This is a genomic window from Paenibacillus sp. FSL H3-0321 (assembly GCF_038002865.1).
GTDB lineage: Bacteria > Bacillota > Bacilli > Paenibacillales > Paenibacillaceae > Paenibacillus_AQ.
Map to the genome: position 1 here is coordinate 1,277,441 of NZ_JBBODH010000001.1, position 13,146 is coordinate 1,290,586.

At 50.6% G+C, this 13,146-nt stretch carries 9 protein-coding genes and 1 pseudogene; 1 reads left to right on the plus strand and 9 read right to left on the minus strand.

Translation table 11 applies throughout. From position 1 onward, the window contains the following. Positions 1-6: 6 nt before the first annotated feature. The 4 genes from MHI45_RS05630 to MHI45_RS05645 all read right to left on the minus strand — a co-directional run bounded on the left by MHI45_RS05630 (position 7) and on the right by MHI45_RS05645 (position 5,111). The gene (locus tag MHI45_RS05630; RefSeq protein ID WP_076112414.1) at positions 7-2,346 is read right to left on the minus strand and encodes an ABC transporter permease; all 2,340 of its coding nucleotides are present in this window, start codon (positions 2,344-2,346) and stop codon (positions 7-9) included. A 37-nt stretch (positions 2,347-2,383) separates the two neighbouring features. Beyond that, positions 2,384-3,670 (minus strand): MFS transporter, encoded by a 1,287-nt coding sequence (locus MHI45_RS05635; RefSeq protein WP_076112413.1) that lies wholly within the window; start codon positions 3,668-3,670, stop codon positions 2,384-2,386. After that, a complete protein-coding gene (locus tag MHI45_RS05640; protein WP_076112412.1) occupies positions 3,651-4,337 on the minus strand; it encodes a TetR/AcrR family transcriptional regulator in 687 nt (228 codons plus the stop codon). Before MHI45_RS05640 ends, MHI45_RS05635 begins: the two co-directional genes overlap by 20 nt. A gap of 165 nt (positions 4,338-4,502) precedes the next feature. Continuing rightward, a complete protein-coding gene (locus tag MHI45_RS05645) occupies positions 4,503-5,111 on the minus strand; it encodes a histidine phosphatase family protein (RefSeq protein ID WP_076112411.1) in 609 nt (202 codons plus the stop codon). A gap of 218 nt (positions 5,112-5,329) precedes the next feature. Between MHI45_RS05645 and MHI45_RS05650 the strand changes: the two genes are divergently transcribed. Further along, complete coding sequence (locus MHI45_RS05650) at positions 5,330-6,274, plus strand: serine hydrolase domain-containing protein (protein ID WP_076112410.1); 945 nt, start codon at positions 5,330-5,332, stop codon at positions 6,272-6,274. A 64-nt stretch (positions 6,275-6,338) separates the two neighbouring features. On the opposite strand, the pseudogene MHI45_RS05655 reads toward MHI45_RS05650, so the two are convergent. The 5 genes and pseudogenes from MHI45_RS05655 to MHI45_RS05675 all read right to left on the minus strand — a co-directional run bounded on the left by MHI45_RS05655 (position 6,339) and on the right by MHI45_RS05675 (position 13,006). Then, positions 6,339-7,136: pseudogene (locus MHI45_RS05655) on the minus strand (hypothetical protein). A gap of 168 nt (positions 7,137-7,304) precedes the next feature. Then, a complete protein-coding gene (locus MHI45_RS05660) occupies positions 7,305-9,521 on the minus strand; it encodes an alginate lyase family protein (protein ID WP_076112409.1) in 2,217 nt (738 codons plus the stop codon). A 36-nt stretch (positions 9,522-9,557) separates the two neighbouring features. After that, a complete protein-coding gene (locus MHI45_RS05665; RefSeq protein WP_076112408.1) occupies positions 9,558-10,427 on the minus strand; it encodes a carbohydrate ABC transporter permease in 870 nt (289 codons plus the stop codon). A gap of 17 nt (positions 10,428-10,444) precedes the next feature. After that, complete coding sequence (locus MHI45_RS05670) at positions 10,445-11,353, minus strand: ABC transporter permease (RefSeq protein ID WP_076112407.1); 909 nt, start codon at positions 11,351-11,353, stop codon at positions 10,445-10,447. Positions 11,354-11,428: 75 nt separating this feature from the next. Continuing rightward, the gene (locus MHI45_RS05675; protein ID WP_076112406.1) at positions 11,429-13,006 is read right to left on the minus strand and encodes an extracellular solute-binding protein; all 1,578 of its coding nucleotides are present in this window, start codon (positions 13,004-13,006) and stop codon (positions 11,429-11,431) included. Positions 13,007-13,146: the final 140 nt, after the last annotated feature.

The window sequence follows — 13,146 nt, forward strand, 5'->3', positions numbered from 1 at the left end:
GCCCCCTCAATCGGCTATCTTATTCGTGAACCCGGACTTGTGAATGGATTCTGTACTACCTATAGTAGTAACCGCCACGGCCAGCATGAGGCCAGCCGGAAGAATCAGATAGGCCAGCACCGGATCAACCTCAAGCTGGATTCGGGAAGCACCCAGGAATGATCCGAGAACATGCACCAGACTTTGACCGATCGTCCCGGCCGTCAAGATCCCAAGCAGGCTGCCAAGACCGGCGATCAGCAGCGTTCTGGACAGATATTGCCGGCGGATATCTGCGACCGTGAACCCGATGCTTCGCAAGATTGTAATTTGCGTGGAATCCTTCGCCAGCAGCATTTTTAGAAACAAGGACGTAATCAGTACCGCTATCGAGATGGAAATGGTGATCGCGAGTATAGTGACCATCCGCAGCTGCTTAACCGTATTCCCCAGAGTCTGAGCTAAATAGCTGTCCAGATATGTGATTTTAGCCGGATAGAATGCCCCGGCCAACTCTTCTATTTTCCCGGCGACCGGAATTTCAGGCTGTACATCCACCGCTACCACGTACCACATTACAGTCTTTGGATCATAAGGCAGCTGCGCTTTGGCCGTCCGCCCTCCATTGGTGATATCCTGATAGATTCCGCTTACCGTCAGCTGCCGTTCTTTTCCTCCAGCCTTGAGAAGAAGCGTATCCCCGACCCGTTTATTCAGCTCCTTAGCGTTCAGATCAGACAGAGCGATTGCACTTCCGCCTTCCGGGGCGCCCCCTTCTATGTACGACAAAGGAAAGATGGAGAAATCTCCTGTTTCCACATTGATATTCTCCCAGACGTCATCACTTCCCAGTACCTTAAACCGGGAGGTAATCAGCGGCGATAGTTTTTGGATGTCCGGATCCTTCTTAAGTGTTGTGAGCATTTGTTCAAACCGCCGGGCGGTATCGCCTGACTGCTGAAGATCAATCCGGATGGTGCTCTGTCCTACGCCCATATAGGATATAAAGTGCGGGGAGCGCAGCGTATTCAACAAATTCACCGGCATGATGATCATAAACAGACAGATCACCACAACCAGCAGCAACACTCCGAACATGCTGAAGCGGCTGTACACGTCTTTTAACCCTAAAAAACCATTCACAGGCAGCCATTTACGGTTGCTGAGTGTAAACGATGACGTGTGTGTTCTCCCCACCCCGGCAGTACCTGACCGCAAGGCTTCAATGGCTGTGATCCGGTTGAACCTTCTAAGGATCAGCCTGCAAAAGAGCACAACAACCCCGAAGCTCAGACTGACAGCGAGTAAAGGAACAATATACTGAAGCAGACCCTTCGGAGCCGCGCCCAGGTACAGGCTAATGTTGGCTGTAAACAACTGTGCAGTAAAAAGTGACAATCCATATCCGCAGCATGAAGCCAAAGCGGCCAGTATGATGTATTTGGCCATATAGATTCTTCTGATATCCTGCCGCGGCAGCCCGATTGCTTTCATGACTCCGATCTCCCTGTAATCCTCCTCCATGGAAGCGATCATCGTAAATCTGAGGCACAGGATAGCAATCACCATAAGCAGGAGGCTTACCAGTATAATGACAAGGGCTATAATTCCGTCGGTTAGAGCATTTAGCGTCTTAAATAAAGGGTAATCAATGGTCGGTCCTTTATCCGGCAGGCCGGCAGATTGATAGCTATTACGGAACTCAGTAAGCTTGCTGCTATCCTTGAGCTGAAATTCAATCAGATATTCCACTTCGCCAACGTTCCCCCGCAGCGCTGTGTAATCCGCCTCATTTACGACAAAACGTTTGGAGCTGACAATCGCCGGATTCATTTGAACATCCCGGACAAAATCAACGATCACGAACTCTCTGGTAAAGGACCCGGAGGTAACATTGACCTTATCCCCGATATGCAGCTGCTTCTGTCCCTTATAGTAGATAGGAACGGCGATTTCGCCGCGTGAAACCGTGATCACCTGATTATCCAGATTCAGCAGCAGATCGAAATTCTGATTCTGCTTCACAAAACCGATATCCATGACGCTGGCGGCTTCCGACTTTTTCGGATTGCCCAAGTATACATTTGAGCCGTCGACCGTAAGCATCTCCACCGTCTGCTGATCCTGTACAAGCGGATTTTCCGAAACAAAACGTTTAAGGGCGGAATCATCTAGGGTCCCGGAATGCATTTGCACAAAATGAGGAGCCTTGGATGCAGCCAGGAGCTGATTCAGCGAGCCGGTCAGTTCCATAATGATGTGCGAGGCAGAAGCAACCAGCAGCGAAGACAGCATAATAAAAATGAACAATCCGCCGGTGATGATTTTATTGCGTAGAACATCTCTTTTTACGATTTGCAGCAGCATCTGGCTGTCTTGCCTCCTTCTCCGATATAGAAACTCATTAATGTTGTTGTTCAAGAGCACGAATAGATTTGATTCTTGGAACAATCACCGCCACAATTACTATCAGCAAACCGCTGACGATGAACAGGAGTCCGATACCCCGGCCTTCTCCTGTACCCAGCACCTTGCCCACTGAGGAATCAAGACTTCCCCCGCTGCGCAGCAGCGGATTAAAGACATGATCTGCCAGCACTCCGGCAACAGCATAAGCGGTCACATACCCGAGCTGTGAAAGAATGCCAATGATCCCCCAAGCACGGCCTTGTGCTTCGGCGGCGATATTTTTTCGGATCAGCACGTCAGCACAGGTATTAATGAAGGGTAGTGCCGCGAAGAACAATAATCCGGCTGCAGCGATAAAATATAGATTTGTAGTCAGACCAACCAGTGCAAAAAATACTCCGGCGAATCCCAGACTTACAGCCAGCACCTTGGCATATTGGCCCTTAATGCTGAACATCCCGATGAACAGACTGCCGATCAGCATGCCAATCGCACTTACGGATTCCACTGTGCCCAGGGTTTGCGTATCTGTAAACGGCAGTAAGAGCGGTGTAAACAAGGTCTGGAGAAACCCCATAAAGAATGTAACCAGCGATAAAATGACCGTAAGCTGTAGAACACCTTTCACGGAAACGAGCGTATCCCAACCCTCCTTCAGCTCTCTTGCAAAGGACTGCCGTGTTTTCGCTGGAAACTCAGCCTGCAGGTTCTTTTTCACAGCCAGCACCGCAAGCACGGTCACCACAAAAGTAGAGATATCTATAATCAGCACAGCCTTTATATCCATGTAGCCAAGCAACACCCCGGCAATCAGCGGAGAGAGAAGATATTTGGAGGAGGCTGCAAGCTGCACCAGCCCGCTGGCCTTGGCAAACTGCTCCTCGGTCAATAAATCGGTAATGGTCGCCTTGTAAGCCGGTTCGAGCAAGGATACGAATATGGAGCTGAAGGCCACTCCGAGACAAATTTGCCAAACGGGCGGATCGCCCAGCAGCATGAGAAACAGTAGGAAGACAAGTCCAAATGCGGAGCATAGATCACCCGTGATCATCATCAGCCGCCGGTCAAAGCGGTCAGCCAGCACGCCGCCGATTGGACTGAGCAGAATGGAAGGCAGAAAAGCGCAGAGCGTTACCAGCGCTACACTGGCTGCAGTCCCTGTCATCTGGTACACATAAACACCCAGAGCAAAAGCGGTCAGCCCACTGCCCATACTGGATATCCATTCTCCTGTCCATAACACCAGAAACTTGCTGAAGGATTTATTGTTCTGTTTCCCCATCCTTTATCCCCGCCCTCTCATCCTTTCCATCAGCTACGGGCGGCTGCCCGAACATTTGTGTGACATAGGCGAAGCTGCCCTGCTTGGCACCCAGAGAGGTTTCCATAATATGAATGAAAGCCTCGATCTTGCGGAGAATTTCCTCCGGCTGCCACTGGAAGATGCCTTCATCCAGCAGAAACTGCGAAGCCACCAGCAGAAACTCAACCGTTTCCCTGGGATAAGCGGTATGGAATAACTGCTCCTCGATGCCCTGCTCAATGACTTCTGTCAATACAGGTGTCAGCCGGAGAATGGTTTCCGTCAAGCTCTTTTGATGAAGCTGGGCATTCTCCGCCTGATGGAACTGCTCAATCAGTTGCTCCTTCCCTTCCGAGTCCGGCTTCTGTGCCATAATGATCCTCAGCAGCTTCTCGTGAACAGAAAGCCTGTGATCGGAGGCAATCTCTTTCGCAGCTGCGACCCCGGCATCAATGAACCGCATGACCACCGCATCCATTACCTCCTCCTTCGATTTGAAGTAATAATAGAAGGTTCCCTTGGCGATTCCGATCCTCTGCAAAATATCGTTAATTGTAGTTCTGCTATACCCCTGGGTGAAAAAAAGAAGCTCTGCCGTATCTAAAATTTCGTTTCTGCGTTCTTCAGGTTCCTTGGAAATCCGCATAATTGTAATCCTCCATTTCATCGACCGACCGTCGGTCTATAATGATTATAGTGAGTACCCCCTCTATTGTCAATCACTGGATTAAGAAAACAATCGCACGCGAAGAAACTCCCGCATACTTAGCTGCAGGAGTTTTTGTGTTCATGTGATATTTACATCCTTTGATTAGACTCTCAGCGTTTCCATTGCAATCTCCCATTTTCCGGCATCATATTGGATGTGATGGAGACTGGTATATGTACTAGGGTAAGCTTTCCCTTTATTCGACCATTCTACCCCATTTAAAATATGATAAATAATATTAATAACTCCGCCATGGGTTACAATTAAAATGTTCCCCTCCCCCTTGTTGAGGAGCTGCTCCTCCTCGCATAACTTTCTAAAGGTTGCCTGTATACGGGTGAAAAAATCAATCGGACTCTCCCCGCCCGGGAATTCCTCATCCATCCGCAAAGTCGAGAAATAGAGACCCGGATACTGCTCCTCTACAAGTTCATGAGCCATCCCGGCGATGAGGCCATTGTTCATTTCTCTCCAGTTGTTGCTGCTTTCGAAGGGTAAGCGGAGTTCACTGGCAATCTCGGTTGCGGTTTCAACCGCACGGCTTAAATCACTGCTAACCACCCGCTGAATGTTGTAATGATTGTTGTGCGCTTTAAGATACTGCCCCAGCTTTTTCGACTGTTCAATTCCTTCTGCAATAAGCCCACGCTGGCTCCACCCACCGCGGAATCCCTCATCATCTTTACCGTGTCTGACCAAATAGATTGACATTGTTCTCCCCCGCAACCATTCTGTTATATTGTGAGCTGTTCCTGATTTCACTTGAATACTGGATGGGACAGCCATTCCTCCCTTAGCAGCCCCATTTGAATTGAATCATAAAATTCTCCATTTGTATGTTAATATTATTGGTTGAAAGGCAAACTATCACGCAAATGCCGGGTTTAACCCATGAACTCTCCCGATATGATAATGAAAGGATAAACCCAATGAATCTATCTTCAATTTCCGCAGCGCTAACAACGCTCGATTTGCGAAGCTGTCTGATCAGCCGGGACAACAGGCTTGTACTTGAACACTATAGAACGCCTAATACAGCCACTGAACTGGCCAAAATTAATTCCTGTACCAAAAGTGTGCTCTCCGCACTAATCTGCATCGCCATGGACAAGGGGCTGCTGCCGCAGCCGGATGCGCCGCTGACGTTATTTTATCCGCAGCTTAGCCTTGACCCGGATCACCGTAAAACAGAAATCAAACTGGAGCATCTGCTCACGATGTCTGCCGGTTTCAACTGGACTGAATTTGGCGGGCAGAACTCATTCCCACGGATGACCCGTTCTCCGGATTGGGTCCGGTTTGTGCTGGAGCAGCCGATGTCGGACACACCCGGAGCCCGAATGGTATACAACTCCGGCGTTTCCCAGCTGTTGTCTGCCATCCTGAGGCAAGCGGCTGGCATGTCCACGGCCAAGTTTGCCGAGCATTATTTGTTTGGCCCTTTGGGCATTAAAGCTTATGAGTGGGAGGTTGATCCTCAAGGCGTTCATACGGGCGGGTTCGGGCTGAAGCTGCGGCCTTCCGACCTGCTGAAGCTGGGACAGCTCTATTTGCAGGAGGGCATGTGGGAGAACACAAAGCTCATTTCCCCTGAACGGGTCAACCGCTCTACGGAAACCGCACTTCATGTAGAAGCCCCCTACCGCGGCGGATATGGCTGGCATTGGTGGACTGATGTCTACACCTCGGCTGCTCAGGAGTCATCTGCAGCTTCCCAGGCATACTTCTATGCCCGCGGGTATGGGGGACAGTTTGTTTATATTATGCCGGAGCTTTCGACGGTTGTGGTTCTGACCGAAGATCAGCGGCGGAAAAAGAAACCTCCTGTTGATGTGTTCCGTGAAATCATCGCACCTGCACTGCTTGCCCCGTGATCAAGCTTTAACTTTCAGACTCCGGAATTTGGTTATAAGACATTTCATTCTGAACGTTCTGCCCTTACAAAAACGCACCAAAAAAATACTTAAGCGCCTCCTGGGAATAACCATCCTCACCCCGCCAATTGGCTACCGAGATAAAATCTCCGTTGCCGCCCCGTCCCGGGCGCGGCTCGTTCGATGGCAGCAGGATGCCGGCGTATCCCCAAACCTCCATCATGACATCGCGTTCCTGTTTACTGGAAGGGAAAACATCCTTCCAGCGTTTCTCCAGCTGCCGGGCGGCATCCTTCGCGCCGCAGTCCATAACTGCCTCCGTCATTGCGGTGAGGATGTCCAGATCCTCCCGGCTGACATGCAGGTTCTCCTCCAGGGCAAGCATCTCCAGATCAAGCCAACAATAGAGAAGCCAGTTCAGGCGGACTCATCCCCATTTGATCCGTTCAAAATTCAGCACATTCCAGTCCTGATTCACATAGGCCTTGTCTGAGATCAGCTGTGCGTTATTGCAGTGACCGCAAGAACTGAACATGGGCGGTTGTGCAAGAAGCTCCCCATAGGTGTGCACAGCCAGCTCCGAGGTTAACGCCCAGCTCGACAACGCGCTCCGCAGATGGACCTTTCGGGTTGACAAGCTGTGCAAGAATGCTGTGGCCGCCCACTCTTTGCTGATGATCTTCTGGTGCAGCTCACATAACCTCTTAATCACCGCATCATGTGTGATGTTCACCGGATCGAACATAAGACCCTTCTCTTTGGCATATTCAAAATCCGCTCCACTGTAAGGAGACGGACTGCTCTTCCAGCCGCCGGAGGTCCAGAAGGTACTTAACAATATTTTTTTGGCTTCTTTATCCATGAAGTCTCCCCAGTCCTTTAAAGGTTAATAGAGTGCTTCTGCTTCGAACATGTTCAGTGCTGGAAGCATCGCCTTCTGTTGTTTATGTAACTGTATGTATTACCCAAATAAAGACAAAAAGACTCCGGCGTTTGCCAGAGTCTTCCTGAAACTATTATGTCTGCCTGTTTAGTTCTGCTGAACGCTATGATTCACGATCACATCATCCGAATGTCTGCCCCCGGCGAATTCAAGTCCGGCCAGCACGGATTTGCCTGGCAGAAGCTCCTGGGAAACAATATTCCCGGTGTGGTCCAGATAGGAGTTCACGTCTACAGAGTTGTGATACAGGCAAATCTCATCACTCCAATTATCCCCGGATATCCGCAGCGCCGTAGCTTCCAGCGCAGACAACTCCCGGCCCTCCAGCGTGACCGGCATTCTACTGATCCGGATCTGCGGCTGGACCGCCCCATAGGGAACAACGAGCGTTTCATAAACCGCTCTTCCCGCAGTGGACATGGACCGCTTCGCTACCGGATTCACGTAATATTGACCCTGCCTGAAATCAAGACCGCTCTCCAGTGCAAGCTGATCCTCAGCCTGCTCCTGTTCCGGGAATAGAAGCAGCACATTGCTGTCATTATGGTTCGTATGCAACTGCCGGCGGTCCCACTGGACTACCGCATCGCCTATTGGCAGGTGAAAATATTGCTCGTAGGTATGCTGCTCTTGCGCCTCAAACAGATCCACTATCAGCCAGTAACGGTTCTTCACAAAAACTACCTTACGGGAATGGATAACGGGATCGTCATAGCGGGTATAGCCATAATGGCTCGCGAACCAATAATCATAATCCTTGCCATGACGCGCATCCCATATTTTACAGGCTGCGGTTTGCGGTGTATTCCAATGCAGGCCGCGCACATGCTGATCCTGCCCGTCAACGACGACCGTGTTATGCGCTCTTGTCGATACAGCATATTTGCGTTCCTTATTCCATTCGAACAGTCCCATGCCGGAATCGGCCAGCAGTTCCCGTCCTCCGGCATAAAGAATCAGGCTAAGCGCATCGGAATGGGCATGTCCCCCAATGCCCACCCCTGCCCGCATCGCCATATACATAGCCTCCTTCTCCCAGCTCTGCCGGGAGAAGAGGTATCCGCCAACGGGGAAGCAGGCGAAGGGCTCGGGCGCCGGTCCGGCTGGGATGGCCTCATAACGCTCGGCCGCTTCCGGTCCCAGCCGCCAGAGCAAGGCAAACGGCAGCTGGGGATGCCCCAGGAATTTAAAATCCCCTCTTCCAAACAAATAGGCACCCAGGCTCATCGTGTTGCGCAGCTCGTTTTCCGCCTGTGCGTCGGTATCTCCAAATCTGGCGAGCTGCATATCAGGCGTCATCAGATGACTCTGCACTTCCAGCATTTTCTCCAAGATTTCACTGTACTCCAAAGCCTCGATATTCAGCTTTTGAAACAGCGGCACCAGTTCATATAAGTCGCGCATGACTACCTGGTGATAGTTGGAGCTGCCTTCGAATTGTGCCCCGTCCTCATAGACGTTGTCCCGGATGTGGCCCGGAAGCTCACGCCGCGCGTATTCCAGCCATTGCTGCGCCGGCTTCAGCTCCGGCAATAGCAGAGAAACCTGAATTAGACCGCGCAGCTGCATGCACACATGGTTGCCGCTCTGGGCATGGTATTTGCGGACATACTCCCCATGCTGATAGAAGGATTTGATCAGCTTCATTTTGATCTCCGGGGTGAACGCCTTTGAACGGTAGAAAACAATGAACGCTTCCGGCAGCATGAACAGCCGGACCCCTACCGACAACGGGTCCCAGGTGCAGTGCTCGCCCCGAAAGATACCTCCGCGCGGCACCGGGTTGTCATCAATGAAATCCTCCATCATGATGCTGAAGCATTCGGCGAATTTCTCGTTGCCGGTCAAGCAGTATCCCCGGGACAGCCGCTTCAGATAGGCGAAGCGCGTCAGGTGAAGCTGATATTGCGAGCTGTCATACAGCCAGCTGTTCCAGTCATATGCGCCGCCAGGAAAAACTGCCCGTTTCTCCTTGAACAGCGGAATATCGCCTTCCGCGATCCGTTCTGCTTCCGCGATATCCTGCAGCGCTTCCGGGAAATCTCCATACCGGCTCCGCGCCTCCTTCATCAGTTGCGGCACCTCGCCAACGCCGAAGTAATACCGGGTGAGCTCAGCCTCTTCAATCCGGTGCAGGAAGGCATCCCTTGCTCCGACTATATCGCCCTGTTCCATGAAACAGCGGACAGCCTCCATGCCGGGCAGCTCCAGATTCAGCATAGTGCCGATAAACTCTACATCTGTCGGCAGCGGTTCCGTATATTCGGGATCCTTGCGTAATTCCTTGTATCCTTTTTGCTTCATAGCTCTCCCCTTCTTAACAAAGCGGCGAATAACGCCTTATTCTTTGACCGAGCCGAGCATGGCTCCCTTGGCAAAATATTTCTGCAGGAACGGATATACGATAACGATAGGCAGCATCGCCAGCAGGATCGCCGCATTCTGTACATTTGGCCCCAAATTTGCGGCAAGCTGTGCATCTAGTGCCGCTTCGGCGGATATATTCGAGGCGCTGATCGCCACCATCTGCCGCAGCAGCGGCTGGATCGGCCAGCGTGTCGTATCGTTCAGATAAATGACTGCCGAGAAGAACTCATTCCAGTACTGAACCATAAAGAACAGTGCAAACGTGGCAATGATCGGCTTCGAGAGCGGTATTACTACCGAGAACAGGATGCGGAATTCTCCCGCCCCGTCGATTCTTGCCGCTTCATCCAGACTTGGCGGCAGGCTCTGGAAGAACGAGCGGATCACCATCACGTTGTAGGCGCTGGATACCGCCGGAAGGATAACAGCCGCATAGCTGTCGATCAGTCCGAGATTCTTGACCACCAGATAGTTCGGGATCATGCCGCCATGGAAAATCATCGTGAAGAAGATCAGCAGCAGAATCAGACGCCGCCCCGGTATTCCTTTTTTGGACAACGTATAAGCCAGCATGATCGAGACAACCAGGCTTAGGCTGGTGCCGATCACTGTGATAATGACCGAATTTTTGATTGAGGTCAGAAAAGTATCGGCATTCAGCAGGTATTTATAGGCATCAAGCGTCCAGTGCTTCGGCCAGAGAAAGAAATTGCCGGCCATCGAATCTGCTGGCGGACTGAAGGACACCGCAATGATGTATAGAAAAGGCAAAATGACTGTAAGACTGATCAGAATAATGATCGCTGCAATAATTCCGTCAAACCAGGTTATCCGTGCTTTCATCTTGTCTCCACTCCCGTCTAGAAAATGCCTTCTTCACCCAGCAGCCTGGCCGCGTAATTGGCCCCCACCACCAGAATCAGACTGACAATTGATTTGAACATGCCTACCGTGATCGCATAGCTGTAATTGAACTGCTCCAGTCCGACATGGTAGACAAACAGGTCGAATACATTGGAGACATCCAGGTTAAGACCATTGGACATCAGGAATATCTGCATAAAGTTTGAATCCAGCGAGGAGCCTAGCCGCAGCAGCAGCAGCACGACAATCGTACTTTTGATCCCTGGCAGCGTAATATTCCAAATGTTCTGAAAACGGTTCGCCCCGTCGACCTTGGCCGCCTCATATAATTCGGGATTAATTCCCGCTAAAGCCGCCAGGAAAATGATAGTTCCCCAGCCTGCATCCTTCCAAATGGACTGGAAGATGACGAGCGGCCTGAACCATTCATTGCTGGTAAGGAACATCGCATCGGTGTTGAACCACTGTTCCAGATAGTGATTGATCACTCCGGATGGCCCAAAAAATGAGATGGTAATTCCGTAAATGACCACCCAGGACAAAAAGTGGGGTAGATATACAATGGTTTGCGACACCCGTTTGAACAGCTGCATCCGCAGTTCGTTCAGCATAATAGCGAGCAGTATCGTAAAAGGAAAATAAATCACAATATTCAGCAAGCTGATAACCAGTGTGTTTTTGAGCAGAATATAAAAATTCGGAGTTCCGAAAAATTGTCTGAAATTAGCCAGCCCTACCCAAGGACTGTCCATGATTCCTTTGAATGGACTGTAGTCCTTAAAGGCCAGTACTAGTCCCGACATTGGCACATAATGAAACGTCAGAAAATAAAGTATTCCCGGTGCAGCCAGCACGTAAAAGGGCCACAGCTGCTTAAACCTTGAGCCACGCAGCGATCTCTGCATTTTTTGCCCTCCCATCCATTATTCATGAACGGGACCTTGAGGCGCAGTCCCGTTCATGTCTATTTGTATTTTCAACTATTGATTATCAGCTTTATATTGATCCATCAGGTCCTTGGTGATTTGCGCACCTGTTCCCTTGGTCCAAGCGTCAATTTCCTTCTGCACATCATCCCAGGTGCCTTCACCCAGCACATATTTCGTCATGACAGCATTCATTTTCTTGTAGCTGTCCGGATTTTTGCTTGCGGTTTCGGAATTGTAAGCCAGGAACGGATTTTCGATGCCAAACTTACTGATGGTATCCAGCGATGCCTTCTGTATGGCGAGAATGTCCGCTTCCTTGGACGTAGCATACACATATGGATCTATCCGGTTTTCCAATATAAAACTATTTGGCTTGTCCAGATCCGCCTGCTTCAGCTGTTCTTCCGTCTGGGTAACAATCCCGTCCTTCAAACCGTTAGAATGAATACCGGTTACCCCACCTTTGTAGAAGGCTACGTTTTCTTCAGAAGCAGTAAAATCAAGGAAATCCACAATCTGCTGAATTTTATCTTCCGGAACGGAGCTTGGAATCGCCCATAGTCCGTAATATCCGGTCATTACAGCAACGCCTTTATCTCCGGCAGGACCTTCAAGCACGTCTATAATGGCAATTTCCGCGTTCGGGTCCACCTGTTTCAGCTTGGACAGATTGGCTTCTCCGAGATCACTTACGTTACCCGCGAACACACCGGCTACGCCAGCGAGAAATTTACCGCGTGCCTGCTGCTGATTTTTGAGCACCGGAGCATCTTTGTCGATTAGTCCCTGGCTCCAGGACTCCTTCAGCCACTCCAGATAAGTCTTGTATTCAGGAGTCTGGAAATCCCGGACCGGAGTGCCGTTGTCCACCTTCCAGGTGAACGGAATGCCAAGTGCAAACTGGATCGGCAAGACTCCGGCAAAAGGTCCCGGGGCGTTGATGCCATCTACACCAAAGATCGAGAACGGAATCGTTTTTCCGCCGCCTGCCGGATCTTTTTCCTTGAACACTTTCATTGCGTCTGTCAGCTCATCTAAAGTTTTCGGAACTTCAAGGTTGTATTTGTCCAGCCAGTCCTTGCGGATCAGCATGCTGGCCTCGCCTCCGCCATAGAGGCCACGGGGACGCGGAACGCCGTATACCTTGCCGTCTACTCTTACATTTTTCCAGACCGCTTCGTCAATCAGATTGATATTCCCGGTCTTTTCCAGATAAGGCGTCAAATCATGGAAGGCCCCCATCTTGACCAGATTGCTGAATTTGTCATCCTTCCCGCCGTCCATTAACAGCAGGTCGTAAGAGTCTCCGGCAGATACTGCAACGGACAGTTTATCCGCGTACGCTTCGGAAGGAACAAAGGTGATATCCAGATCGACATTTCCGCGTTTTTCCAGATCCTCAAGCGCTTTATTATTATCCGTGACCGGCGGATTGCCGAACAGAATCGTCATCGCCTTGATCTTAGCCGCCTTGGTGCTGCCCGCAGTCTGTGCTGTTCCTGCCGGCTGCCCCGAAGCCTCTCCCCCGTTATTCTCTGCCGCATTGTTATTGCCGCCGCAACCGGCCAGCGCGGAAGCCATTAATACCGTAGATGCCAGAACAGGTACAAGCTTGTGTTTGAATTTCATTGTCATCCCCCGTTTTGTTTGATGTATTCCAGTGAGTCGCTGCTTACAATTTGGATTATAGAGAATCCGCTTACATGTGAACATGCCGATTTCGAGCCAAAGTGTATCCGTTTTTCAGATTTGCGCAAATCAGGGTATCC